The organism is Synechococcus sp. MU1617, from assembly GCF_020514235.1.
Classification (GTDB): Bacteria; Cyanobacteriota; Cyanobacteriia; order PCC-6307; family Cyanobiaceae; genus Parasynechococcus.
The window spans coordinates 518,963-543,221 of the sequence record NZ_VTLB01000002.1; the positions used below are offsets into that span (position 1 = coordinate 518,963).

19 protein-coding genes are annotated in these 24,259 nt (G+C 56.5%); 15 read left to right on the forward strand and 4 right to left on the reverse strand.

Going from position 1 to position 24,259, the window contains the following annotated elements:
• Window positions 1–5: 5 nt before the first annotated feature.
• The gene (locus tag FZZ90_RS06470; RefSeq protein WP_226424897.1) at window positions 6–716 is read left to right on the forward strand and encodes a hypothetical protein; all 711 of its coding nucleotides are present in this window, start codon (window positions 6–8) and stop codon (window positions 714–716) included.
• Window positions 716–1,495, forward strand: a complete 780-nt coding sequence (kdsB, locus tag FZZ90_RS06475; RefSeq protein ID WP_226424898.1) for a 3-deoxy-manno-octulosonate cytidylyltransferase — start codon at window positions 716–718, stop codon at window positions 1,493–1,495. The genes FZZ90_RS06470 and kdsB overlap by 1 nt, the downstream gene beginning before the upstream one ends.
• 10 nt (window positions 1,496–1,505) lie before the next feature.
• Here the strand turns inward: kdsB and FZZ90_RS06480 are convergent, their stop codons facing one another.
• Both FZZ90_RS06480 and FZZ90_RS06485 read right to left on the reverse strand, forming a co-directional pair.
• A complete protein-coding gene (locus FZZ90_RS06480; RefSeq protein ID WP_226424899.1) occupies window positions 1,506–2,057 on the reverse strand; it encodes an HAD-IIIA family hydrolase in 552 nt (183 codons plus the stop codon).
• Window positions 2,054–3,067: an SIS domain-containing protein gene (locus FZZ90_RS06485; protein WP_226424900.1), complete on the reverse strand. Its 1,014-nt coding sequence runs from the start codon at window positions 3,065–3,067 to the stop codon at window positions 2,054–2,056. The genes FZZ90_RS06480 and FZZ90_RS06485 overlap by 4 nt, the downstream gene beginning before the upstream one ends.
• Before the next feature lie 18 nt (window positions 3,068–3,085).
• On the opposite strand from FZZ90_RS06485, the gene FZZ90_RS06490 reads away from it, so the two are divergent.
• Together FZZ90_RS06490 and FZZ90_RS06495 are read left to right on the forward strand one after the other, a co-directional pair.
• Window positions 3,086–4,297, forward strand: a complete 1,212-nt coding sequence (locus tag FZZ90_RS06490; RefSeq protein WP_226424901.1) for a CCA tRNA nucleotidyltransferase — start codon at window positions 3,086–3,088, stop codon at window positions 4,295–4,297.
• Window positions 4,294–5,718 carry a hypothetical protein gene (locus tag FZZ90_RS06495; RefSeq protein WP_226424902.1) on the forward strand — a complete coding sequence of 475 codons (1,425 nt, stop codon included), beginning with the start codon at window positions 4,294–4,296 and terminating at the stop codon, window positions 5,716–5,718. Before FZZ90_RS06490 ends, FZZ90_RS06495 begins: the two co-directional genes overlap by 4 nt.
• Here the strand turns inward: FZZ90_RS06495 and selD are convergent.
• Both selD and galE read right to left on the reverse strand, forming a co-directional pair.
• Window positions 5,663–7,690, reverse strand: a complete 2,028-nt coding sequence (selD, locus tag FZZ90_RS06500; RefSeq protein WP_226424903.1) for a selenide, water dikinase SelD — start codon at window positions 7,688–7,690, stop codon at window positions 5,663–5,665. The genes FZZ90_RS06495 and selD overlap by 56 nt on opposite strands.
• The gene (gene galE, locus FZZ90_RS06505) at window positions 7,687–8,721 is read right to left on the reverse strand and encodes a UDP-glucose 4-epimerase GalE (protein ID WP_226424904.1); all 1,035 of its coding nucleotides are present in this window, start codon (window positions 8,719–8,721) and stop codon (window positions 7,687–7,689) included. The genes selD and galE overlap by 4 nt, the downstream gene beginning before the upstream one ends.
• Window positions 8,722–8,821: 100 nt before the next feature.
• Between galE and FZZ90_RS06510 the strand changes: the two genes are divergently transcribed.
• The 11 genes from FZZ90_RS06510 to FZZ90_RS06560 all read left to right on the forward strand — a co-directional run bounded on the left by FZZ90_RS06510 (window position 8,822) and on the right by FZZ90_RS06560 (window position 24,247).
• Window positions 8,822–9,607, forward strand: a complete 786-nt coding sequence (locus FZZ90_RS06510) for a peptidylprolyl isomerase (protein WP_226424905.1) — start codon at window positions 8,822–8,824, stop codon at window positions 9,605–9,607.
• Window positions 9,604–12,534, forward strand: coding sequence for a type I secretion system permease/ATPase (locus FZZ90_RS06515; RefSeq protein ID WP_226424906.1), 2,931 nt, complete (start codon window positions 9,604–9,606; stop codon window positions 12,532–12,534). Before FZZ90_RS06510 ends, FZZ90_RS06515 begins: the two co-directional genes overlap by 4 nt.
• The gene (locus FZZ90_RS06520) at window positions 12,534–13,787 is read left to right on the forward strand and encodes an HlyD family secretion protein (protein WP_226424907.1); all 1,254 of its coding nucleotides are present in this window, start codon (window positions 12,534–12,536) and stop codon (window positions 13,785–13,787) included. Before FZZ90_RS06515 ends, FZZ90_RS06520 begins: the two co-directional genes overlap by 1 nt.
• 4 nt (window positions 13,788–13,791) lie before the next feature.
• A complete protein-coding gene (locus FZZ90_RS06525; protein ID WP_226424908.1) occupies window positions 13,792–15,042 on the forward strand; it encodes a glycosyltransferase family 4 protein in 1,251 nt (416 codons plus the stop codon).
• Between the two features lie 41 nt (window positions 15,043–15,083).
• Complete coding sequence (gene hisS, locus FZZ90_RS06530) at window positions 15,084–16,376, forward strand: histidine--tRNA ligase (RefSeq protein WP_226424909.1); 1,293 nt, start codon at window positions 15,084–15,086, stop codon at window positions 16,374–16,376.
• 2 nt (window positions 16,377–16,378) lie between these two features.
• Window positions 16,379–17,329 carry a UDP-glucuronic acid decarboxylase family protein gene (locus tag FZZ90_RS06535; protein WP_226424910.1) on the forward strand — a complete coding sequence of 317 codons (951 nt, stop codon included), beginning with the start codon at window positions 16,379–16,381 and terminating at the stop codon, window positions 17,327–17,329.
• Window positions 17,326–18,729 (forward strand): nucleotide sugar dehydrogenase, encoded by a 1,404-nt coding sequence (locus FZZ90_RS06540; protein ID WP_226424911.1) that lies wholly within the window; start codon window positions 17,326–17,328, stop codon window positions 18,727–18,729. Before FZZ90_RS06535 ends, FZZ90_RS06540 begins: the two co-directional genes overlap by 4 nt.
• Window positions 18,729–19,751, forward strand: coding sequence for an NAD-dependent epimerase (locus FZZ90_RS06545; protein WP_304623290.1), 1,023 nt, complete (start codon window positions 18,729–18,731; stop codon window positions 19,749–19,751). The genes FZZ90_RS06540 and FZZ90_RS06545 overlap by 1 nt, the downstream gene beginning before the upstream one ends.
• Window positions 19,752–19,948: 197 nt before the next feature.
• Window positions 19,949–20,917, forward strand: coding sequence for a hypothetical protein (locus tag FZZ90_RS06550; RefSeq protein ID WP_226424913.1), 969 nt, complete (start codon window positions 19,949–19,951; stop codon window positions 20,915–20,917).
• Complete coding sequence (locus FZZ90_RS06555; RefSeq protein WP_226424914.1) at window positions 20,914–22,761, forward strand: hypothetical protein; 1,848 nt, start codon at window positions 20,914–20,916, stop codon at window positions 22,759–22,761. The genes FZZ90_RS06550 and FZZ90_RS06555 overlap by 4 nt, the downstream gene beginning before the upstream one ends.
• Window positions 22,762–23,023: 262 nt before the next feature.
• Window positions 23,024–24,247, forward strand: a complete 1,224-nt coding sequence (locus FZZ90_RS06560; protein ID WP_226424915.1) for a sulfotransferase family 2 domain-containing protein — start codon at window positions 23,024–23,026, stop codon at window positions 24,245–24,247.
• Window positions 24,248–24,259 lie beyond the last annotated feature (12 nt).

The following is a 24,259-nucleotide window of genomic DNA, read 5'->3' on the forward strand; positions in this document are numbered from 1 at the left end:
GGCCTGTGTCGACCATCAGCCAGCCGATTCCTATTTTCATCGGCTACGACCCAAGAGAGAGGGCCGCCACCAACGTCCTGATCGACAGCCTGTACCAGAACAGCAGTGTTCCTCTGGCGATCACGCCGCTGGTGACCCCGCAGTTGGAGGCTCAAGGGTTGTTCAGGCGCGAACGGGACCCCAAGCAGAGCACAGCGTTTTCCTTCACGCGTTTTCTCGTACCCCATCTGATGGGGTATCAGGGCTGGGCCCTGTTCATGGATTGCGACATGCTCTGCCGGGCCGACATCAAGGCGCTCTGGGATCAGCGCGATGACGCCTATGGCGCCATGTGCGTGCAGCACGAGCATGTGCCTGGGGAGACTGTGAAATTTCTCGGCGAGGTGCAGAGCCCCTACCCCAAGAAGAACTGGAGTTCCCTGATGCTGCTCAACTGCAGCCGCTGCACCAAACTCACGCCTGATTACGTGAACACGGCAACGGGGCTTGAGCTGCACCGCTTCCACTGGCTCGAGGGTGACCATGAGATCGGCGCCATCCAGGGGGGCTGGAACCATCTAGTGGATGTGCAGGCTCCGCCGGAGTCCGAGCAGGCTGCCCCGATGCTGCACTGGACCCTGGGAGGCCCCTGGTTCCGCGAACAGCGCACCATGGGAGGCCCCCTGGCCGCTGAATGGTTCAGCGCCCGCGACGATGCAATGAAACTCTGGGATTGATGGCGATTCGTAAGTGTGTGGTGGCCGTTCCGGCCCGGCTTCAGTCATCTCGACTGCCCAACAAGGTGTTGGCTGACATTGGTGGCAAACCAATGATCCAGCGTGTTCTGGAACGCTGCCGTGAGGCCAGCGGCGTTGAAGCGGTGGTGCTGTGCACCGATAGCGCCAAGCTTCAGACCTTGGCTGAGGGATGGGGGTTTCCGGTGCTGATGACCGCGGAATCCTGCAACTCCGGTAGTGAGCGCATCGCTTCAGTGGCCCATCCATTGATGGCCTTGGGTTGGGGAGATGCGGTCCCCGTGGCCGAAGAGACCGCCGTGATCAACGTTCAGGGCGATCAACCGTTCATCGATCCTGCCGTGATCGATGCCATGGCTGAGGAATTTCGGAGTCAGGATCCTGTGCCAGCAGTGGTTACTCCCGTTTACGGGCTGAAGCCTGAATCGGTGCACAACCCCAATGTCGTGAAAACGTTGCTGGCCCACGACGGCCGCGCCCTGTATTTCTCGCGCTCCGCCATCCCCCATGTGCGCGATGTGGCCGAGGCGGATTGGCATCAGCACACCACCTACTGGGGGCATGTGGGCATGTACGGCTTCCGGGGAGATGTGTTGGCCGCATGGGATCAGCTGCCGGCATCACCACTGGAGGATCTCGAACGCCTCGAGCAGCTGCGGCTGATCGAGGCTGGCCTTACTATCGCCACCTTCCGGGTTCAGGGCACGTCGCTGTCGGTGGACACCGCCGAGCAGCTCGAACAGGCCCGGGCGATGGTCTGACCTCTAAACCTCAATCGTTGCGGTCTTTCCAGCCGTCGCGGCGTAAGCGGCCCCAGCGTCCACGCCCCTGAAGGATGCGCTCCGCCAGCTCACGGACGGCCCCATGGCCGCCCTGACGGCGGAGCACCGCATCGGCACCGCGCCGGACGGGCCAACAGGCGTCGGCGGGTGCGAACAACAGTGCCACCACCGGCCTGACGGCCAGATCGTTGAGGTCATCGCCCACAAAGGCCGTTTGCTCGGCGCTAACTCCCAGTTCGTTTTGCAGGGCTGTGAGGGCCGCCGGCTTGTCCTTGATGCCGACAAGGCAATGGCTGATGCCCAGTTGCCGGGCACGCACCTCTGTCGCTCCTCCCTGGCCACCACTGAGGAAGGCGATATGAAGCCCCGCCTGTTGAAGCAGGCGGATCCCAAGACCATCGCGCACATCGAAGCGTTTGATCAGCTGCCCCTCGGCATCGAACCAGAGGCCTCCGTCGGTGAGGACGCCATCCACGTCCAGCACGAGCAGTTCAATTGATCTCAGGCGGCGCCGTAGCAACCACCAGCGCAGTTTTTTCACGCGAGACCGGCCTGAACCAGATCGTGCAGGCGCAGCAGGCCCATCAGTTGGTGCTCTTGATTCACCACGGGCAGCACGGAGACGGGTTTTCGTCGGTTGTGTTCCATCTGCTCCAGAGCCTTCACCACCAAAACATCGGCCTTTGCTGTGATCGGATCGGCGGTCATCAGATCCTTTGCCGTTAATTGGCTCCAGGTTTCAGCGCCGTGATCCTGCAGGGCACGGCGCAGGTCGCCATCGGTGAGGATGCCCAGCAGGCTCCCCGGGCTGTCTGGGTTTTCAACCCAACCACTGCCGATGCCGTCGCGCGTCAGCCCGCCGATTACTTCGGGCAAGGGGGTATGGGGCTGAAAAGGATGCAGTTGGCTGGCGGGAACCATTAGGTCGGCGGCCGTGAGGGTCAGCTGCTTGCCCAGGGATCCGGCGGGGTGATTCAGGGCGAAATCCGCCGGTGAGATGCCGCGTCGTTCCATCCACACGGCTGCCAGGGCGTCCCCGATCGCCATGGCTACGGCTGTGCTGGCGGTGGGGGCCAGGTTTAGAGGACACACTTCCCGGTCCACACCGGCTTCCAGCACCACGTCACTGCCGCGGGCCAAGGAGGAGTCAGCCCGTCCGACGATGGCGATCCGCCCGGTTCCCCGTCGGGTCAGGTGGGGCAGCACCTCCAGCAGTTCGGTGGTCTCTCCGCTATTGGAGAGCAGCAGACAGACGTCCTCGGCGGCCACCACACCCAGATCGCCATGGAGTGCATCGGTGGGATTGAGGAATAGGGCCATGAGCCCGATGGACGAGAACGTGGCTGCGATCTTGCGGGCCACGATTCCGCTCTTGCCCACACCAGTAATCACAAGCTTGGCCTTACGGTCTGCACAGCGCTCCAGCAGGGCCAGGGCGGCTTCCACCTGGTCGCTGCTCAAGCGTGCGGCAGCGGCAGCGATCGCTGAGGCTTCCTCCTCAAGGCAGCGGGTGAGTGCGGACAAGGACTTGATCCGTGATGATCGGCCCATTCTCCTGCACGCCCTGCAATGGATCTTCCAGGTGTGCCGTCTTCCGTTCTGGAGGCGTTGCAGGGTGCTGCGCGATCACTCGGCATCCCGCGTTTGGCCCTTGTTGGCGGGGTTGTGCGCGATCAGCTGCTGCATCAGCGCTGTGGGCGCGTCTGGTCGGGTGTTCCCGATCTGGACTGGGTGGTTGAGGGAGATGCCGCTGCGTTAGTGGCGGAACTGGATCGCCAGCTCGGCTCTAAGCGCATCAGTTGTGTTCAGGAGCATGGGGCTTTCGGCACGGTGGCGTTTCAGCTGGATGGAATTCCCCTGGATCTGGCTACGGCGCGGCAGGAGCACTACCCCGCCCCTGCGGAGAATCCCGTGGTGAGAGCGGGAACCCTCCAGGCTGACCTCGCACGCCGGGACTTCACGATCAATGCCATGGCCCTCGATCTGGTGACCGGTGAGCTGATTGATCTCCACAATGGCCAGGAGGATCTGGCCTCAGGCCAGCTCCGCTTCTTGCACGCGGGCAGCGTGCAGGACGATCCCACCCGGGTGATCCGCGCTGCCCGTTACGCCGCCCGGCTTGGGTTCCAGCTCGCGCAGGAGAGCAGTGAGCAGATCCGCAGCACCATTAAGCAGTGGCCATGGGCCTGGGGCCACCGTGATGCAGCGTTGTCGGCTCCGCCGGCTCTTGCCAGTCGTCTGCGGATGGAGTTGGAGCGGCTGCTGGAGCGGGAACCCTGGCCGCAGGCGCTGGACTTGTTGGAGCAATGGCAGGCCTTGCTGCTGTTGGACCCCCAGCTTCAGCAGGATCCAGGACGCATGCAGCGGCTGCACTGGGCCCAACGGCTAGGTCTTCCCTTGATGCCGGCTCTTCTCGTGGGAGCAGCAGATCCGGTTGCTGTCGCCCAACGGCTGCAAATTCCTGGCCGACAACAGCAATGGCTTCAGCAGTGTGTGGCTCTCTGCGACTGGCTGGTTGAGACGCCCCCACCTTTGGAGGCCACTCCGTCGATCTGGTCCACGGCCCTTGAACAACAGGGTTGGCCGCCGGAGGCGGTGGCTCTAGCGGTGACCCTCCGCCTAAAGCAATGGAAACCGCTGCTGCGCTGGTGGGGGCGCTGGCGCAGGATTCAGGCGCCGCAGACAGCGCGCGACCTGATTGCTGCTGGATGGCAACCCGGGCCTGGGATCGGTGAAGAGTTGCGCCGGCAGCGCAGTGCTGCTCAGGACCGCAGCCGATGAAACGCAGCTGGATTTTGGTGGTGGTGGCCCTTTGTCTGGCCTTTGGTCTGCGGGCCTTGCTGTTGATCGATGCCACGGCCCTCTGGAGCGATGAGCTCTACAGCGTCGGCAAAAGTTTTCAGCCCAGCTTCCGCAGCCTGCTGGCGATGTTGCGGGAAGACACCCATCCCCCGGCTTACTACGGCCTGCTGTGGCTCTGGGGGCATTGGGTCGGCCAGAGCCCAGTCAGCCTTCGCTTGCTGTCTTGGCTGGCGTATCTGGCCGGTGGCCTGGTGATGGTCCGTCAGGCGATGGCCCTTGCCCAGGTGGGAGCAAGAACCAGGGTGGCGGCCACAGCAATGCTGTTGGCCTTTTGCAGCCCGTATCCGATCCGTTTTGCGATCGAGGGCAAGAGCTATGCCGTGCTTGTGCTGTTGGTGGCTCTGGCCTGGTGGTGGCGCCGTTCGGCCCATCCCATCGCTTACGGGGCGGTGGCCGTGCTGGCCGGACTGACCCACTTCTATGGATTGTTTCTGGTGCTTGCGGCCGCGGCTTGGGATGGCTGGCAGCGCCGCTGGACATCTGCTGCCGCAGCCTTGATCGGAGCCATCCCGGCCTTGGCCTGGATGGCTTACGCCGCGGACTATTTATTCAGCTCCCGGGCTGGCAGTTGGATTGGCGTGCCGGATTACGCCTTGTTTGAGGAGACCTTGGCCCGCGGCCTTGGTCTCTGGCCGTTACCCAAATTGGCCCTGATTCTGCTGTTACTGGTTTCTCTGCGGCGTTGGGGAGGGCTGCGCCGTCTGCCTTGGCCGAGCTGGGAACTGCTTGATCGAAGCGGTTTGATGCCGTCCCTGTTGATGGTTCTTGGGGTTGTTGCCGTGTCGTTCGTAAAGCCGATGGCTTTCAGCCGTTATTTCGTCGTGCTGTTGCCGGCTGTGGTTCCCGTTGTGGCGGTGCAGATCGGTGCTCTGGAGCTCAATCGTTTGGGCCGCGGCTGTGGTCTTGTTGTGTTGAGTTTGTTGTTAATCAGCTGGTGGGGCCCGGGATTCAGCGAGCTCGATGCTGGCGTCGGTGGTGTGCGGGAACAGGACCAGTTCTGGCTGCTCAGTCAGCGCACCAGTGGGTTGGAGGAGCGCTACAGCCCCCGCCCGCGTCTGTTCAACCTCAGCGACCGGATGGAGCTGGCGATGGGTCGGATTCCTGCGCCTTCATCGCCCTGGGGCGGAAAGGCGGATCTGACGCAACGGCTGAAGGGTCAGGATCTGCCGCAGCAGCTTTGGCTGGCCAGCAGTGGGCCGCCGCCGGCCATGGAGCGCAAGCTCAAACCTCTGCTATCACAGGTTGAGCAGGCGGGTTTCCACTGCGAACCGCAAGTCAACGACCTCACCCATGGGCGGCTGTTGCGTTGCCGATTTGAAGCCATGGGCCGTTCTGAGTGAGCTGTGCCGCGGCTTCGGCGGTGCAGCCCAGCAGCAGGGGGCCGCATGTTTGCGGGTCCACCAGCAGCTCAAGTAGGGCTGCGGAGGGATGTTGTTTCAGCTGAACCGGGCCCTCCAGCCATCGCCAGGCAGCTCGGTTGGAGGGGGCCAGCGTGCTGGAGACGCCGCGTTCGAACAGTTCCAGTGCACCGGGATACGCAGGGATGGCAGAACCGTCCAGCTTGACGGTCAGTTCTGGGCTGTTCTGGAGCATTTCGCCCAGATGCCCAAGCAGGCCGAAACCGGTGATGTCGGTGCAGGCGTGAATGCCCTCGCGGATCGGCTCAAGCTGCTCAAGCAGCGTGTGCTGGCTGTAAGCCATGGTCCCCAGCGCATTATCCAGATCAGCCGCCTTGGTGGCGCCACTCATAGCTCCTGCAAACAGCACCCCGGTGCCAAGGGGTCGACTAATCAGCAGGGCATCTCCTGGGTGCATGCCCGTTTTCAGCCAGGGTGATTTGGGGCTGTTGCCGTTCACCGTGAGGGTGATCTGCACCCCAAGGCTTGCTGGCACCGGTGAAGCGCTGCGGGATTCCATCGTGTGTCCACCGATCAGCTCGGCGCCCTGTTCATCCAACACCGAGCGGATGCCGGCCAGGGTCTGCACCAGCAGCTCCTGCTGCTCATTGGCTGAGGCCATTGGCAGCGTGATCGTTGTCATGGCGCTAGTGACAGCAGCACCGCAGGCCCAGAGATCCGAGCAGGCATGCAGGGCCGTCAGCCGGCCGTTAAGCCAGGGGTCACTCACCAGGGCCGGAAAGCCATCCATGCTCTGAAGCAGCTCTTCACTGCCGGGAAGAGAGGCGGCGTCTTCGGGCTGTCCCCCCAGCCCCACTTGCTCCAGTGCTGCGGCCAGGGGTTGGGCCGCCAGCTTGGCTGCGCAGCCCCGGCAGGCCATCGGGGCTGCATCGGCCATGGACGCCGGCTGCAGAAATCCAGCCATGAAGGCGCGATCGATGCGTTGCTTCAGGCGCCAGAGCAGAGGGGATGGCCCCAGTCGCCAGCTACCCCACCGCGCCCAGGCGGCATCTTCATGACTGCCGATCAGTTGCAGTGCTTGGCGTTGTGGGTGCCAGGGGCGCACGGGTTGGCCCTGGCAGACCGCTTCCAGATTGGTGGCCAAGGGGCGTCCGGCGCGTACTGCCCATACCCCTGATGCCGGGCGGGGTGATGCGCTGATCACGGCACAGTCGCCGCTGGCGAACAGGGATGGATGGTCTTCCACCCTCAGGTAGCGATCGGTGCGGATCCGGCCATTGGGATCCAGCGGTAGGCCGGTCGTCGTCAGCCAGTCAGGCCCCTGGCTTCCTGTGCAGAGCAGGTTGGGACCACTGTCTGGAGTGTCGTTCTCGATCAATGCGATCCGGGCCCGTTGCAGCACCTCTTGGATGCCTGGATCGAGCTGGCCGCTGCGCTGTTGCAGTTGCAACTCTCGCTGCGGCCAGCGGCGTCGCAGTGCCAGGACGACTTCCAGGCCGGCAGCTCCCGCTCCGATCACCCGCAGGGGCTTCGGATCAGCTGAATTTTCGCTTTCGAGAAAGGCGAGCGACGCTTCCAAGGGCTTGATTGGGATCCCAGCGGCGCTTGGTCGGCTCACGGATCCCACGTCCAGGCTGAGCCAATTGAAGTGAAGTGCAGGCCGATCGCGCAGCCTCAGACATTTGGCCTGAGGGTTCAATCCCGTGATTTCCGCTTCCACGAAGGCCACCCCGGCCCGGTCACAGAGCTGGCGCAGGTCGATGGCGAGCTCGTCTCGCTTGTAGAGGTCGGCGATCAACCCTGGCACCATCCCGGAATACAGGACTGTGCTGGTCCGGTTGACCAGCGTGATGCTGTGCTGTGGGCGTCGCTCCGGCCGCATGGCCCAGCGTTTGAGTAGAAGCGCATGGCTGTGTCCGCCGCCGGCCAAAATCAGCCCACCAGCTGCAGTCATGGGTTGGGCCGATACCCCGTTGGATTGGCCTGCTGCCAGGCCCAGCCATCACGGCACATCTCCTCCAGGCTTCGGCGGGCGCTCCAACCGAGCACGGTTTGCGCGGTCTGGGGGCAGGCCTCCAGGCGGGGCACATCGCCGGGTCGACGCTCCACCACCTCGTAGGGGATGGTCAGTCCTGTGGCCTGTTCGAAGCCGTGCACCACGTCCAGCACGCTTAGTCCACGGCCGGTGCCGATGTTGAGCGTCAAGGGCTCGGACGCTTGGCGTTTGAACAAGTGGTCAAGGGCCATGCCATGGGCTTCGGCCAGATCCATCACATGTAAGTAGTCGCGGATGCCTGTGCCATCCGGTGTGGGGTAGTCCTGGCCGAAGACGCGCAATCGCTCGCGGCGTCCTGCCGCCACCTGCGTGATGAAGGGGAACAGGTTGTTGGGAATGCCCAGCGGGTCTTCACCGATTCGTCCACTGGGGTGTGCGCCGACGGGATTGAAATAACGCAGGCAGGCCACCTGCCAGGAGCCCGAGCGGCAGAGGGCAGCCAGCATCTGTTCCACTGCCACTTTGGTCTGGGCATAGGGGTGCACTGGCGCCGTTGGCATGTTTTCCAGCAATGGGAATGTCTCGGGTTCTCCGTAGGCGGTGGATGTGCTGCTGAAGACCAGGGTTCGGCATCCATGGCGCTCCATCGCTGCAGCAAGAACGCGGCTGCCGTTCACATTCACATCCCAGTACAGGAGTGGGTTGGCGACCGATTCCCCAACGGCTTTTAGTCCGGCGAAATGAATCACGCCATCCACGCTTCCGGCCGTGCTGAACGCCTGATCCACGGCGCTGGGGTTGCGCACGTCCCCCTCCACCAGGGTCAGCTGGGTTGAATCCGCCAGCTCCTGCACCCGCCGCAGAGCTTCGGGACTGCTGTTGTCGAAACTGTCCAGCACCACAAGCTCATGGCCCTGTTCCAGCAGCACAAGGCAGGTGTGACTCCCAATAAATCCGGCACCGCCGGTGATGAGGAAGCGCCGGCCCATGTCGTCATCCGTTTTGATCTGATGATTCTGAATCAGCTTGCATGCAAAAGGCTGACGCCTTAAGCGATTCAACCTAGTTTTCGCCCATTGCGCTGGGCTTGTGAATAGCGGAACAGTGGTTCCGGAGTTGCAGCGAACAATCGGTGCTGAGGGTCTGGCTCTGCTCGATCGCTTCAACTTGCTCAAGCCCTTGGTGGAGCAGATGGTGACCAGCCAGGCGATTGCGCACGTCGTGGTTTCCGAAGAGCAGTTGGAGCAGGCTCGGGTGGTCTTGCTCCAGCAGCGTGGGTTCGATGGCCTGGCTCAGTGGGCGGATCTGCTGGAGATGCTGGGCCGCAGCGAAGACGAGGTTCTTGAGCGTCTTCGCCACAGCATCCGCCGTCGCAGCTTGATGCGGGAGCGTTTCGCAGCCAAGGCGGAGGCCCGTTTCCTTGAACGAAAGAACGAACTGGATCAGGTGATTTACAGCCTGCTTCGCCTCGAGAACAGCTTTCTGGCCCGAGAGCTGTACCTGCAGATCGAATCCGGCGAATCCAACTTCGCTGACCTGGCCAGGCGCTACGCCGAGGGACCGGAACGCAACACCAACGGAATCGTCGGCCCCGTCTCCCTCACCCAGGCGCATCCGGTTTTGGTCGAGAAGCTGCGGGTCGCTCAGCCAGGCGTCCTGTTGGAACCCTTTCGGATCGCGGACTGGTGGCTGGTGGTGCGGATGGAGCGTTATGCGCCAGCGACATTCACCGATGAGGTCTCCGACCAGATGTGCCAGGAGATGTTCGACATCTGGGTTGACCAAGAAACCACCGCCAGCTTGAGCCAGCTGGGTTCCGAAACCTCAGAACCATCTTCCACCAGCGGCTTTATCGACTTCAGCATCTCCCGATGACCCAGACACCGCCTTTCCCATTGCTGGAGCATCCGGCCTTCCGGGGCGTCTCCGAAGCCTCGCTCTCCAATTTGGAGAATTCTTGCCGTGTGCTCCGGTTTGATCTCGGGGGTCAGTTGTCAGATCCCAACGACATCCCAGCTCGAATCCTGGTCATCCTCCAGGGCCAGGCCAGGCTTGTTGGTCGTCATAACGGCCGTCTCACCACGGTGGGCAAGTTCGGCCCCGGCAGTGTGATCGGAGCCGCAAGCCTGCTGTGCGGTGCTCCCTGCGAAAACGTGATCGCTGCTGAGGAGGTGATTGCTTGTGCCATCTCGGATCAACTCTGGAGCGAGCTCTATGCCAACGAAGCCTCATTCCGTTACTGGTGCGATCAACAGCTCTGGCCCCAGGAACTGCTCAAGCTGCTGGAGGTTCTTGAGCGGAAGACTCCTGAAGCCGACAGCTTTGCACTTGAAAAGCTGGAGGGTGCCCTGCAATCGGCCGAGCGTTGTTCTCCTGATCAAGCAGCAGTGGATTTGGCTCTGGCAGCTGGCAAGCTCCTTTTCGTCACCAGTGCCTGGGGCGACCTGACGGTCGGTCAGCCCATCCGTTCATCCACTGGCCTTCCGGCTTGCGAGCCGTTTTCGCTGCGGTTGGTTTCCCTGCCCGCCTCTGGTTTCTCTGGTAACGCCGAAGAGATGCCGGCCAACAGCTCTGGCTCACTCGTCTCCGCTTCGTCCATTCAGGACGCAGAAGTGCTGCCTCCCGTGAGCAGCTTCAGTCCGGAGCGCAATGTTGTTGACAACCTGCGTTTGATCCGAGCCGAGGGTTCGCTCCAGGAAACCCTGGCCTGTTTCCAGATGCTGGCGCAGCTGATGAAGCTGCCGTTCCGCCGTGATGCGATCGAGAAAGTCCTGCAGGACAATTTCCGCCGCGGTCTCACCCCCACTCTCCAGCTCTGCGGTCAGCTGGCGGCAAGCCTTGGCCTCCACGTGATGGCTGCACGGGTTCCGGCGGCAGCAGGGACCCGGCTCCAGGTGCCCTCCATGCTGCCCTGGCAGGGTGGATTTGCGCTGGTGATCGCCAGCAACGAGCGCGGGCTGCAGCTGGCCTCGCCCAAGCAGGGCATGGTGACCTTGGCGCCGGATGATCTGGCCGAGCAGTTTACCGAAGGGATCGAGCTGCTCTTGATGGAACGGTCCAACAGCAGCCCCGATCAGAAGTTCGGTCCCGGTTGGTTTTGGCCCGCTCTGAAGCGCTACCGCGGCGTGTTGATTCAGGTGCTGGCTGCCAGCTTTGTGGTGCAGCTGTTCACCCTCGCCAATCCCTTGCTGATCCAGGTGATCATCGACAAGGTGATCAGCCAGCGCAGCCTCGACACCCTGCAGGTGCTGGGTATTGCCCTTGTGATGGTCACCATCCTGGAAGGGGTGCTCGGCAGCCTTAAGACCTTCCTTTTTGCTGAAACCACCAACCGCATCGATCAGCGACTCGGGGCTGAGGTGATCGATCACCTGTTGCGTCTACCCCTGGGCTATTTCGACCGTCGCCCTGTGGGCGAACTGGGCACCCGGGTGGCTGAACTGGAGAAGATCCGCAACTTCCTCACCGGTCAGGCCCTCACCACCATCCTGGATGCCGCCTTTTCCGTGATCTACATCGCGGTGATGCTGATCTACAGCTGGCTGCTCACCTTGATCGCCCTCTCCGTTCTTCCGATCCAGATCGGTCTGACAGTGCTGGGGGCTCCCCTTTTCCGCCGTCAGTTCCGTGCTGCCGCCGAAGAAAACGCCAAGACCCAGAGCCATCTGGTGGAGGTGCTCACCGGCATCCAGACGGTGAAGGCTCAGAACGTGGAGATGGTCAGCCGCTGGCGCTGGCAGGGGTTCTATTCCCAGTACATCGCCCGCACCTTTGAGAAAACGATTACAGGTACGGCCCTGAATCAGACCAGCCAGGTGCTGCAGAAGATTTCTCAGCTGATGGTGCTCTGGATCGGTGCCTCCATGGTGCTGAGTGGCGATCTCACCCTCGGTCAGCTGATCGCGTTCCGGATCATCTCCGGTTACGTGACCCAGCCCCTGCTGCGCTTGTCCACGATCTGGCAAAACATCCAGGAGTTGCGCGTCAGCTTTGAACGGCTTGCGGATGTGATCGATACGCCTGAGGAATCCGATGAAGTTGATAAGTCGAAGGTGATGCTGCCTCCGCTCAGAGGGGATGTGCGGTTTGAGAATCTCTCCTTCCGCTTCCGCCCCGGGCAGCCGCAGGTGCTGAAAGAGGTGAATCTTGAGATTCCCGCAGGCACCTTTGTTGGCATCGTTGGCCAGAGCGGCAGTGGCAAGAGCACCTTGATGAAACTGTTGCCCCGGCTCTATGCGCCTGAGGAAGGCCGGATCCTGATTGACGACTACGACATTGGAAAGGTCGAGCTTTATTCCCTGCGCCGTCAGATCGGCGTCGTTCCGCAAGACCCTCTGTTGTTCAGCGGAACCGTGAGCGACAACATTGCGCTCACCAATCCGGAAGCCTCCAGTGAGGAGATCGTGCGGGCTGCGCGTCTCGCCAATGCCCACGACTTCATCATGGATCTTCCCAGTGGCTACAGCACGCCTGTGGGTGAACGTGGCGCTGCCCTCAGCGGAGGACAGCGACAGCGCGTTGCCATTGCTCGCACCCTGCTCAGCAACCCCAAGCTGCTGGTGATGGACGAGGCCACCAGCGCCCTCGACTACGAAACTGAACGGAAGGTCTGCGACAACCTTCTTAGCAATCTCAACGACCGCACTGTCTTTTTCATCACCCATCGTTTGTCGACCATCCGTCAGGCCGACATGATCGTGATGCTTCACCAGGGAGCTGTTGTTGAAGTCGGCACGCACGACGAATTAATCATCCAGCGCGGTCGCTACTACGCCCTCTACCGCCAGCAGGAGAGTTCCTGATGAAGATGAATCCGCAAAAGGTGACGGCTCTCGTTAAGCAGGGCTCCAGCAACCTGGTCAACACATCACGCGACTTTCTGCGCCGCTTCGACCCCGGTGCCCCGCAAGATGCCTCCGATCTCACCATCTACGACGAGTCGATCCTTCAACAGGGTCGTTTCTGGATGCGCACCGTCACCTGGGCCTTGATCGGTAGCACTGTGTTTGGGGTGGCTTGGCTGGCCTTCGCTCGTACCGAAGAAATTGTCGTGGCCCCCGGCAAACTCGAGCCGATTGGTTCCGTTCAGGACATTCAGATGCCTGTGGGAGGTGTGGCCGATCAGATCCTTGTGAAGGAGGGTGATCGGGTGAAGGCTGGCCAGGTGTTGATGAAGCTGGACACCGAAGCCAGCGAGGAACTCCGCAACAGCTTGGAGAAGACGATCAAGCTTAAACAGGAGCAACTGACGCTCAAGGAGGAGGAAAAACGCAACACCATGCAGATGAACCAGGAAGAGGTGCTGATGCTGGAGAACAATCTCGCCCTTCAGGCTGAAATTTTGGAGCGTTATGAGCAGTTGCAGGCCGCTGGTGCTTTCTCAGAAGTGCAGTACCTCAAGCAGCAAAATATCGTTGCTGAAACCCGCGGCAAACTGATGCAGAGCAAGTCGGAACGCCTGCGTCAGATTGCTCTGCTCGATCAACAGATGGCCCAGTTGAAGTCTGAGCTTGCCGATCTCAATGGACGCTTCGTGGAGAGCAGGGTCACCCTTCGATATCAGCAGCTGCGGTCGCCTGTTGATGGTGTGGTCTTTGATCTCAAGCCCACCTCCCGTGGCTTTACGGCCCAATCCACCCAGACGGTGATGAAGGTGGTGCCGATGGGTTCGCTCGAAGCGAAAGTAGAGGTGCCGAGCAACAAGATCGGTTTCGTGCAGGTGCCAAAGGATTGCCCGGAGGACCGTGATGCCTGCATGTCTGCTGACATCAGCATCGACTCCTTCCCTTCCACTGATTTCGGCGTTCTCAAGGGCAAAGTGTCCCGTATTGGTTCCGATGCCCTGGAGCCTGACCCTCAGGAGCAGCGTCAGGAACTCAGTTTCCCGGTCACGATTCAGCTGGATGATCAACAGCTGAAGCTCAAGACTGGATCGTCTTTGCCCCTGCAGGTGGGCATGAGCCTGACGGCGAACATCAAGCTGCGCAAGGTGTCCTACCTGCAACTGCTGTTGGGAGAATTCCAGGACAAGGCGAAATCGCTTCAGCGTCTCTGAATTCGTGCGGATTCTTTTCGTTCATCAGAACTTTCCAGGTCAGTACGTCCACATCATTCAGCGCCTGGCCCAGCAGGGTCAGCACCAAATGGTGGCTTTGGGCATCAATGCTCTGGATCGCGGGCGTGGAATGCCCGAGAGCCTCAACCATTTCCGTTACCGCCTCGATCGCGGCAACACCAAGGGTGTTCATCCCCTGGTGATGGAAACGGAAACCAAGATCATCCGAGCTGAGGGCTGTGCCCGTGCTGCTGAGCAGCTCAAGGCGAAGGGCTTCACGCCCGATTTGATCTGTGCCCATCCCGGATGGGGTGAACCACTGTTCCTGAAGGCGATCTGGCCCGATGCTCCACTGCTTTGCTACCAGGAATTTTTCTACAACGAGTTCGGCTTCGACTCCAACTTCGATCCGGAATTTCAGGACGACGGCAGTTGGCAAGAGCAGGCGAAGCTCACCATGAAGAACGCCTATCTGCATCTCACTCTCGAGCAGGCCGATTGGAACGTCTCTCCCACCCATTTCCAGGCCAGCAGCTTTCCGGAGCACTGGCGCCGAAAAATCAGCGTGATTCATGACGGCGTTGATCTTCAGCAGGCCAGTCCCAATCCATCACCGGCTCCGCTGAAGCTGCCTGATGGAACCGTTCTGGAGAAGGGCCAACCGATCGTCACCTTTGTGAACCGCTGCCTGGAGCCCTACCGGGGCTGCCACACCTTCATCCGAGCCATCCCTGAACTGCAGCGGCTACACCCTGAAGCGCGGTTGGTCGTTGTTGGTAAGACCAAGGGAGTGAGCTATGGCGCTGCATGCCCTGATGGCGAATGGAGTGATCGCTTCCTGGCGGAGATCGAGGGTCAATACGACCCTGGCCGGGTGCATTTCACGGGGGCATTGCCCTACAGCCAGTTCATTTCCTTGCTGCAGCTCAGTTCCTGTCACGTTTATCTCACCTATCCCTTCGTGATGAGCTGGAGCCTGCTGGAGGCGATGGGCTGTGGTTGTGCAGTGGTGGGGTCCGACACGGCTCCAGTGCGGGAGGTCATCCGTCACGGTCAGAACGGCGTGCTGGTGAATTTCTTTTCGCCCACTGATTTGGCCGCGGCGGTGGTTGAGATGCTCAACGACTCAGAGCGCGCTGCTGCGTTTGGTGTGGCCGCTCGCGAGACGGTCGAACGCGCTTATGAACTGAATGCCTGTGTCACCCGACAGCTGGCCTTGATGGATCTGGTGGCGAGTCGCAGCATCATGGCCTGAGGCCACCCGGCAGACTGAGCTGCTGTACCTGCATCCCGCACGTGAGTCAGCTCCAGAGCCTCAGGGGCATGGTGGATCTGCTGCCCGAGGCGCTTCAGCATTGGCAGGCGGTGGAGGCCATGGCGCGGGAGCAGTTCCATCGGTCTGGGTTCGGCGAGATCCGGACGCCGCTCCTGGAGACAACGGATCTGTTCTGCCGTGGCATCGGTGAGGGCACCGATGTGGTGGGGAAGGAGATGTATAGCTTTCAGGATCGGGGCGATCGCTCCTGCACATTGCGGCCGGAAGGCACCGCATCCGTGGTGCGTGCTGCCCTCCAACACGGCTTGCTCAGCCAGGGTGCCCAGAAGCTCTGGTATGCGGGGCCGATGTTTCGCTACGAACGTCCCCAGGCGGGCCGGCAGCGGCAGTTCCACCAGATCGGTGTGGAGTGGCTCGGGGCGGAACGAGCCCGAAGCGATGTAGAGGTGATTGCTTTGGCCTGGGATCTGCTGGCCAGCCTTGGCGTGGGTGGCTTGCAGCTGGAACTGAACAGCCTCGGTACGTCCGAGGACCGGCACTCCTACCGCAATGCTCTGGTGGCCTGGCTCGAGCAGCGGTTTGAGGCTCTTGATCCCGATTCCCAGGCACGGCTCAGCACCAATCCGTTGCGCATCCTCGACTCCAAAAACAAAGACACCCAGGCGCTGTTGGTGGACGCGCCCACCTTGGCTGATTCACTGTCTGATGCCAGCCGTGAACGTTTTGAAGAGGTGCAGCGAGGTCTGACTGCCCTTGGGATTCCCTTCCGGCTTAATCCCCGGTTGGTGCGTGGCTTGGACTACTACAGCCACACGGCCTTTGAGATCACCAGTGATCAACTGGGGGCCCAGGCCACCGTGTGCGGTGGTGGTCGTTACGACGGCCTGATCGGCCAGTTGGGCGGCCCCCAGACCCCAGCTATCGGTTGGGCTCTCGGCATGGAACGGTTGTTGCTGGTGTTGGAAGCCGCTGCGCAGGCGGATCCTCAGGGTGTCGCTGCCCGGCTAACGGCGACGGCTGCACCTCAGGTTTACCTGGTGAACCGGGGTGGGGAGGCCGAGCGTGTCGCCTTGGCCTTGGCACGGGATCTGCGGGCCGTTGGGCTGCGGGTGGAGTTGGATGCGTCGGGTTCGGCTTTCGGTAAGCAGTTCAAGCGGGCCGATCGCAGCGGTGCTCAATGGGCGTTGGTGCTCGGCGATGAGGAGGCTGAGCGTGGGGAGGTGCGTCTGAAGTCGTTGAATCAGCAGGCTGAAGAATGCACCGTTGCGATCGCGCCAGTGTCCGCGATTGTGGAGAGACTGCTCACCCCCTGAGGATGCAGATCCACCTCGTCACTGGCGGTGCCGGTTTCCTTGGCTCCCATTTGATCGACCGTCTGATGGAGGCCGGCGATGAGGTGATCTGTCTCGATAACTACTTCACCGGTCGTAAGTGCAACATCGAGCGCTGGATTGGCCATCCCCGTTTCGAACTCATCCGCCACGACGTCACTGAACCGATCAAGCTCGAGGTGGATCGGATCTGGCATCTGGCATGTCCCGCCTCGCCGATTCATTACCAGTTCAATCCGGTTAAGACGGCCAAGACCAGCTTCCTCGGCACTTACAACATGCTGGGCCTGGCCCGGCGGGTGGGGGCCCGTTTGCTGCTGGCCAGCACCAGCGAGGTCTACGGCGACCCTGAGGTGCATCCCCAGCCTGAGAGTTACTGGGGCTCTGTGAATCCGATCGGTGTGCGCAGTTGTTACGACGAGGGCAAGCGCATCGCTGAAACACTCTGTTTTGACTATCAGCGCATGAACGGTGTTGAGGTGAGGGTGGCGCGCATCTTCAACACCTACGGCCCGCGGATGCTCCTCGACGACGGTCGGGTGGTGAGCAATTTCATCGTTCAGGCCCTGCGGGGCGAACCGCTGACGCTGTACGGCGATGGCAGCCAAACCCGTTCGTTCTGTTACGTCAGTGATCTGGTCGAGGGCTTGATTCGCCTGATGAACGGTTCCGAGATGGGGCCGATCAACCTTGGCAATCCCGAGGAATTCACGATCCGACAGCTTGCGGAGCTGGTGCGGATGCAAATCAACCCGGAGCTGCCGTTGGTGGAGAAACCCTTGCCGGAAGACGACCCACAGCAGCGCCAGCCAGCGATTGACCTTGCTCGTCAGCAGCTGGATTGGCAGCCGACTGTGTCACTGGAGCAGGGCCTGGCTCCCACCATCGACTCCTTCCGTAATCTCCTTGGACTTGCCCAAGGCCGCAGGACGTGACCATTCAACGGATCTGCTGCATCGGTGCGGGGTATGTGGGTGGCCCGACCATGGCGGTGATCGCTGACCGCTGCCCGCAGGTTCAAGTGCAGGTGGTGGACATCAATCAAGCGCGCATCGACGCCTGGAATGATCCCGATCTCAGCAAGTTGCCGGTGTATGAACCGGGGCTCGATCGCGTTGTGGAACGGGCGCGGGGGCGCAACCTGCATTTCTCCACTGATGTGGCGGCTTCGATTGCCGCTGCAGACATGGTGTTCATTTCGGTGAACACGCCCACCAAGACCAAGGGACTGGGAGCTGGACAGGCAAGTGATCTCCGCTGGGTGGAAGCCTGTGCCCGTGAGGTGGCTCAGGCGGCCACTGGTCACACGATCGTGGTGGAAAAAAGCACCCTGCCTGTGCGCACAGCTGCGGCAATCAAAACCATCCTGGAAGCCGCCAGTGAGGGAGAGGAGCAGCGCACGTTCTCGGTGCTTTCCAATCCCGAGTTTCTGGCGGAGGGAACGGCCATCCGTGATCTGGAGGCTCCGGATCGCGTGCTGATCGGTGGCGATGATCCTGACTCCATTGATGCTCTCGCTGCCATTTACGCCCATTGGGTTTCGCAGCAGCAGATCTTGCGCACCAACCTCTGGAGTAGCGAGCTCTCCAAGCTCACCGCCAATGCCTTTCTGGCGCAGCGGATCAGTTCGATCAATTCGATCGCGGCGTTCTGTGAGGCCAGCGGGGCGGACGTGCGCGAAGTGGCCCGGGCCATTGGCACTGACAGTCGGATCGGTCCGAAGTTTCTTAATGCCGGCCCAGGTTTTGGGGGCAGCTGTTTTCAGAAGGACATTCTCAATCTGGTGTATCTCTGCCGCCATTTCGGGCTGCCGGAGGTGGCGGACTACTGGGAGAGTGTGGTTGCTCTAAACACCTGGCAACAGCACCGTATTGCCCGCTTGGTGGTGGAAAAACTCTTCGGCACCGTGACCGGAAAGCGATTGGCGATTCTTGGTTTTGCCTTCAAAGCCGATACCAACGACACCCGTGAAGCGCCGGCTATTCGCATTTGCCGCGACTTACTGGAAGAAGGCGCTCAGCTGGCCATTCACGATCCCAAGGTCGCGGCCCATCAGATGGCTCGTGACCTTCAACAGGAGCCAGCATTCCAGGCTGAAGCTCTCAGTGGAACCGGTTGTTGGGCGCAAGTAAGAAGTATTGAGGATGCCGTTGAGGGGGCTGATGCCGTTCTGGTGCTTACCGAATGGAAGGAGTACTGCAATCTGAATTGGATGTCTCTTGCTCGTCGGATGCGAAAGCCGGCATGGGTTTTTGATTCGAGGGCTGTAGCCGATCCTGAAAAGGTCAGAGCAGCGGGCCTCACCCTCTGGCGCGTCGGGGATGGAGAGGGTTGATGGCGCGGACGGTTCTGGTCACCGGCGCCGCCGGTTTCATCGGTGCAGCCTTGTCGATACGACTGCTGCAGCGTGGTGATCGAGTTGTTGGTCTCGATAATCTGAACGACTACTACGATCCCAATCTCAAACAAGCGAGGCTGCGTCAGATCGAAGCGGTGGCTCCGGCTGGAGCTTGGCGGTTTGAGCGCATGGCTTTGGAAGATGTTGAAGCATTGAATGCACTGTTTTCTGCAGAACAGCCCCAAGTGGTGGTGAATCTGGCTGCTCAGGCCGGTGTCCGTTACTCCTTGGAGAACCCTGCGGCTTACATCCAGAGCAATCTGGTGGGCTTTGGGAATGTGCTGGAAGGCTGTCGCCATTACGGCACAGAAAACCTTGTCTATGCCTCCAGCAGTTCGGTCTACGGCGGCAACCGCAACCTGCCCTTTCATGAGGGTCAGCCGGTGAACCACCCGGTGAGTCTCTATGCCGCGAGTAAAAAGGCCAACGAGCTGATGGCCCATACCTACAGCCATCTTTATGGTTTGCCAGCCACGGGATTGCGCTTTTTCACGGTGTATGGCCCCTGGGGGCGACCCGACATGGCCCCGATGTTGTTTGCGCGAGCGATTTTGGCTGGTGAGCCGATCAAGGTGTTCAATCACGGCAAGATGCAGCGCGACTTCACTTACATCGACGACATTGTTGAGGGCGTCATCCGTTGCTGCGACAAACCAGCGATGGCTAATCCTGAGTTTGATCCGCTTCACCCGGACCCCGCTACGGCTGCGGCACCCCATCGGGTATTCAACATCGGGAATAGTCAGCCGACGGAACTACTGCGTTTCATCGAGGTGATGGAGAAGGCGCTGGGACGTGAAGCAGTCAAAGACTTTCAGCCAATGCAGCCTGGTGATGTGGTGGCGACGGCAGCTGATACCCAGGCTTTGGAGGAGTGGATAGGATTTCGGCCTTCAACAAAGATTGAGAACGGAATAAGATTCTTCGCCGACTGGTATCAAGACTTCTACAATCACTAAATAATTAACCAATGAATTTTCTATTTATATCTTCGACTTCAAGAAGTAATATTGCACTTGATCCATCGGTTTTGTACCGATGTATCCATCCGGCTCGATTTGTAAATTCTCACCCTGGTTGGAAAGCTTGCGTTACGTCTCTGAATAATTTTATAAGTGAATTTGAAGAATTTCGAAGTACAGGGGTTAGAAGTGACTTGATTGCCTACGCCTTCTCCTGTAAAAAAATTATTTTTCATCGACCCATTTTCTCGATATCTCTTGCCTTTGCTTTAGAGACAATCAAAAATCTCGGCATCGATACGGCAGCTGATTATGATGATTATGTATTCTCTGTTGAGAATTATATGTTCACATCTGCGCACGAAAAAATTAAGAGCATTACGGACGAAAAAAAATTAATAACCAGTATTTCAAAGTTTGAGGAGTGTCTGGATTTATTTTCTTCCTTTACCGTCTCCACCCCGCAATTGGCTGACAAGCTTAGGGAGACTTATTCAGGTAGAAATCCAATCAGTGTTCTTAGGATCCCTAATGTTCCTCCAATGGCTTGGATTGAGATGGCTGAGATAAACTATCATTCATACATGATGCAAAGAAATCCTTACTCTTATGTCTCCAGAAATAAAACTGTCGGCTATTTTGGAGGAACAGCTTCACACAGTCAAGATTTCAATATAGCGAAACAATCAATCATCCAATTTTTGAGATTGAACCCATCTCACAATTTTTTATATTGTAGTGTCGCGTTTAATGATTTTGCAAATGAGTGCATTCAAGTTGCCAATCAAATTCATTCATTTAGGCCCGTTTGTTATAATGAAATGGTCTCAATTTACGACAAAGTAGGCGTCTGCATAGCTCCCTTGAAATACTCCGAGTTTAATAAATGTAAAAGTTCTCTCAAATTTTTTGAGGCAGCACTTTTTGGTAAACCCGTCGTAGCATCTTTTAATCCTTCTATTATTGAACGCTATGAGCAGTCATCCTTGCTATTCTCGGTTACAGAAGAAGCCTCTTTTTTAACTCAGATAACGAATGCATTCTCGTTTATGCATGATTCAACGAACAAATATATCAATGCCTGGAGAGCTGCAATTGATCTTATAACAAACGAAATTGAGTTGGCACATAAGTCTATCATTGATTTTATGGAGCAAGTATGAAGAAGACTCTGCTATATTTCCCTCCGTATTTTTTTAGAGATAGCTATAATGAATATGGTTGGATCATAAAGAAAATTGTTGACTATCTTTCCTCGGAAAATTGTCCGCACATTCATCAATATAAAATTTTCTGCTCTAAATTTCAAAGAGAATTCATTCTTGAGGGAAATTCAAAATTAAACCCTGGCAGCTTTGTTGATGTAGAAGATGATGGTGGTGTTTTCAAGCTTATGAGGGAAATATGCTTTAAAAAATATAACCTTAAGCAGGCAAAACTTATTACTAATTTTCAGCTTGGCCAAGATAATAGCAAAAAGCTAATACTTTTAAAGTCATACCAACATATTATCTTAGAAAGTCTATACGATGCGTATCCTTTTGATGTAATTGCTACATGGGGAAATAATTTTCATATGAAGCACTGGGCTAAAGCCAAGACTATAAATACTTTGTTCGTTGAACTTGGATATTTAAGATCACCATCGTTGCCTTCCTTGATTATTGATGAAAATGGCGTCAATTCCGAAAGTTCATTGTCACTCCTCCGTGAAGCTGATTTTGATAAAGTTCCCATTGTTCCATTTGAACTAATATCGCAAAGTATTTTCGAAAATCATCGTGGAAAATTAAAAGTCCACGAAAAATCATTAAAAACATTCAACGGTTGTTCTCAATTTGATTGCACATGGCTACCAAGTAAAAATGATCAACTTCTTGACGAATTAAATGATGAGACTCCTTGTGTTTGTATTTATTTGCAGTTAGCAGATGACACTCAAGTTTTGGGAGGCAGTGGCTTCACTTCAATGCTTCAATATGTACGGTTTATCATTAATTATATTCAATCAAACTGGCCTAAAGGTACTCAAGTTTATTTACGATACCATCCTGCAGCTTTAGGTTCATCTGCAAGAGCTATTAATGCTTTTGATGCTTTGGAGGTTGCACAATATATTAAAATGTATTCAAACGTCCATATGATGGAAGCATCATGGATGGATGCATCCATGAATTGTGATGCTATTTTCGGCATTAACTCTTCTTCCTTATTTGAGAGTTGGTTATTTAATCCGCGTATAAAGCTATATATTTCTGGCTTCGCTGGTTGGTATCCTTGTAAAGATTTAAGATTAAAGTATCGGTCTGAAAATTATATTCTGCCATTTGTATCTCAATGCAATCCAAATATATTGAAAAAGATTTCATTGTTGACTGTTAGTGGTTACCTCAAAAAGTGGGATAACACTGGAAAGTCTTTGATTAATTTAATTGAATATTCTTCATTATTTGCGGTTAAATCCCTGAACTTGCATCCTTTTTCCTACGCACCAGTCCACCCTTATGCAACTTTAGATCGATCACCAATGTATGCAGCTAAATCAATACTGGCGGCTGCAGTTCAATCATTTGGGTTAAAACTGTCAGTCAAAGACATAGAATTATGGTTGACTTGGATGTCTAAAATGACTCAACCTTTTAATTATTTTACCTCAACTTTTTCGCTCTTGGAACTACTTGTAGGCGAAGAGAATGTAATTAATTGCGAAAATTTATCTATTCGCGAATTTGTATCTGAAAACAAAGCCAGTTTTGCTATCAATTTTGAGAAAGAATCTTTGCCTGATATGACTTTTCTTGATGTTTTTGTGTTCGATGAGATGGATAGTTTGTTGCTAGGTAGAGCTGATATTCGGTATAGTGAAAAATCTAGCAACATAATTGAGATTCAATTTGTGCTTCATCAGAATAATTATATAGAGACTCTTCGAGACTACTCATTTGTCTTTCTTTCAAGGTCCCATATTGGCAAGAACTATCTTTGTAAATGCAGGCATCAGTTTTAGCATGATGGTTTTGAAATCCTAGAAATTCATTCTTGTTTTTCCGGCTTAACAAACTTCTAGCAAAAGGTTTGATTTTTGTCTTTATGTACTAGTACCGCTCTCTGCAGAGGCTTTTACATGAGAAGTATGCGTTTTTCATGATTTCCATTTCTCGCTTAGTCATAGCTTGCTGTTTTGTTCCACGAATGTGCGACCTTTGTCGCCTTGTCGTGTCTTCTATTGTGCTATTATCTAATTATAGGAGATTTTGTGCTAAAAATCTGTGAAAAAAATTCAGAGGTTTGCAAGTTTTTTGATCTCATCCCTGAAGCGTTCCCATGCTGGGAGAAAGTATCTACTTGCAGTAATCAATAATTATTTCCCTGCGGATGCGAAGAGATTAATTGAAAGCACAAACTCATCGTGTTTCTCTGCCGATCTGATTCTTCCTGAGTGTGCAGAAGTAGAACCAACTTATTTGGAGAGTTTGTCGGATGTGGCAATTAGGCACGACTTAATCGCCGATAGTATTTTGTCGAGTTTTCTAGGAGCAAACAGAGATGCTTTTTTCAATCACTATCCAGATCATCCCTCTCTTGCCAGCGACTCTTCTGCAGTGTCTACAGATTCGCTGCACGTAAATCAACAATCCTGTAGAACTTCGAATAGGGTCTTGTATCAAAAGCTTTCAAGAACAAAGCTAGCCAATAACAATAGGTTTGACTTCGCACAGAAGCACACAATTGTTCACTACCGATCTGGTGCTGTCTGTTCTTTTATTCCAAAGAATGCGTGTTCCTGCATTCGATATTCCTTTGGGGTGGCCAATGGGTGCATTCAATCTTCGAAAGACTTTGATTGGATTCACCAAAATAATTATTCATTTAATGCCAAAGATGCTCAGCTATTTTCAGCACCTTATTCTTTTGTTTTCTTGAGGAACCCTTTCGCGCGACTTGTTTCCTATTATTTGGATAAGATTTGTGGATCGTCTCAGCACTCTTCTGATGTCAGCTACGATGTTGCTAAAAAATTATTTGCAGTCAAGAACGATCAATATACTTTTCGAGACTTTGTCGACTACCTTTATTTGAGGCCGTCTTTAATGCAGAATGATGTTCATATCCGTCCGCAGAATGAATTCTTGATTTTCGAGCGATATCATGATTATTTTGCTGTTGAAGATTTTGCAGAATCTTCTCGTAAAATTCGTGAGGCATATGGTATTGAATTGCTTGATGTTAGGGGGTTAAGTGATGGCCATACACAAGCTGAACTTAAAAAGTATTCAGGCTCTGATAATTTTTGTGATGCAACAATTGCTGATATCCGTGCGATGGCTGCTGAGGGAATTTCTCCTGGTTACTATAATATCTACGACGATGTAACTGCTGCGAAGGTCGCAAAGCTATATTTTGGTGACATTATGCTTTACTGTCGTCAAATTAAGCCAGATGTTTCAAGGCCTATTTGGAATTGGCTTGACAAAGTCCAGGCTACAATTTAAAAAGTTCGGAAA

Coding starts and splice junctions, on each gene's coding strand:
- selD (WP_226424903.1), bottom strand. CDS start 7,690: ATGACTGCAGCTGGTGGGCTGATTTTGGCCGGCGGCGGACACAGCCAT.
- galE (WP_226424904.1), bottom strand. CDS start 8,721: ATGGGCCGGCGCTTCCTCATCACCGGCGGTGCCGGATTTATTGGGAGT.
- kdsB (WP_226424898.1), top strand. CDS start 716: ATGGCGATTCGTAAGTGTGTGGTGGCCGTTCCGGCCCGGCTTCAGTCA.
- FZZ90_RS06495 (WP_226424902.1), top strand. CDS start 4,294: ATGAAACGCAGCTGGATTTTGGTGGTGGTGGCCCTTTGTCTGGCCTTT.
- FZZ90_RS06490 (WP_226424901.1), top strand. CDS start 3,086: ATGGATCTTCCAGGTGTGCCGTCTTCCGTTCTGGAGGCGTTGCAGGGT.
- FZZ90_RS06535 (WP_226424910.1), top strand. CDS start 16,379: ATGCAGATCCACCTCGTCACTGGCGGTGCCGGTTTCCTTGGCTCCCAT.
- FZZ90_RS06520 (WP_226424907.1), top strand. CDS start 12,534: ATGAAGATGAATCCGCAAAAGGTGACGGCTCTCGTTAAGCAGGGCTCC.
- FZZ90_RS06515 (WP_226424906.1), top strand. CDS start 9,604: ATGACCCAGACACCGCCTTTCCCATTGCTGGAGCATCCGGCCTTCCGG.
- FZZ90_RS06555 (WP_226424914.1), top strand. CDS start 20,914: ATGAAGAAGACTCTGCTATATTTCCCTCCGTATTTTTTTAGAGATAGC.
- FZZ90_RS06545 (WP_304623290.1), top strand. CDS start 18,729: ATGGCGCGGACGGTTCTGGTCACCGGCGCCGCCGGTTTCATCGGTGCA.
- FZZ90_RS06485 (WP_226424900.1), bottom strand. CDS start 3,067: ATGGGCCGATCATCACGGATCAAGTCCTTGTCCGCACTCACCCGCTGC.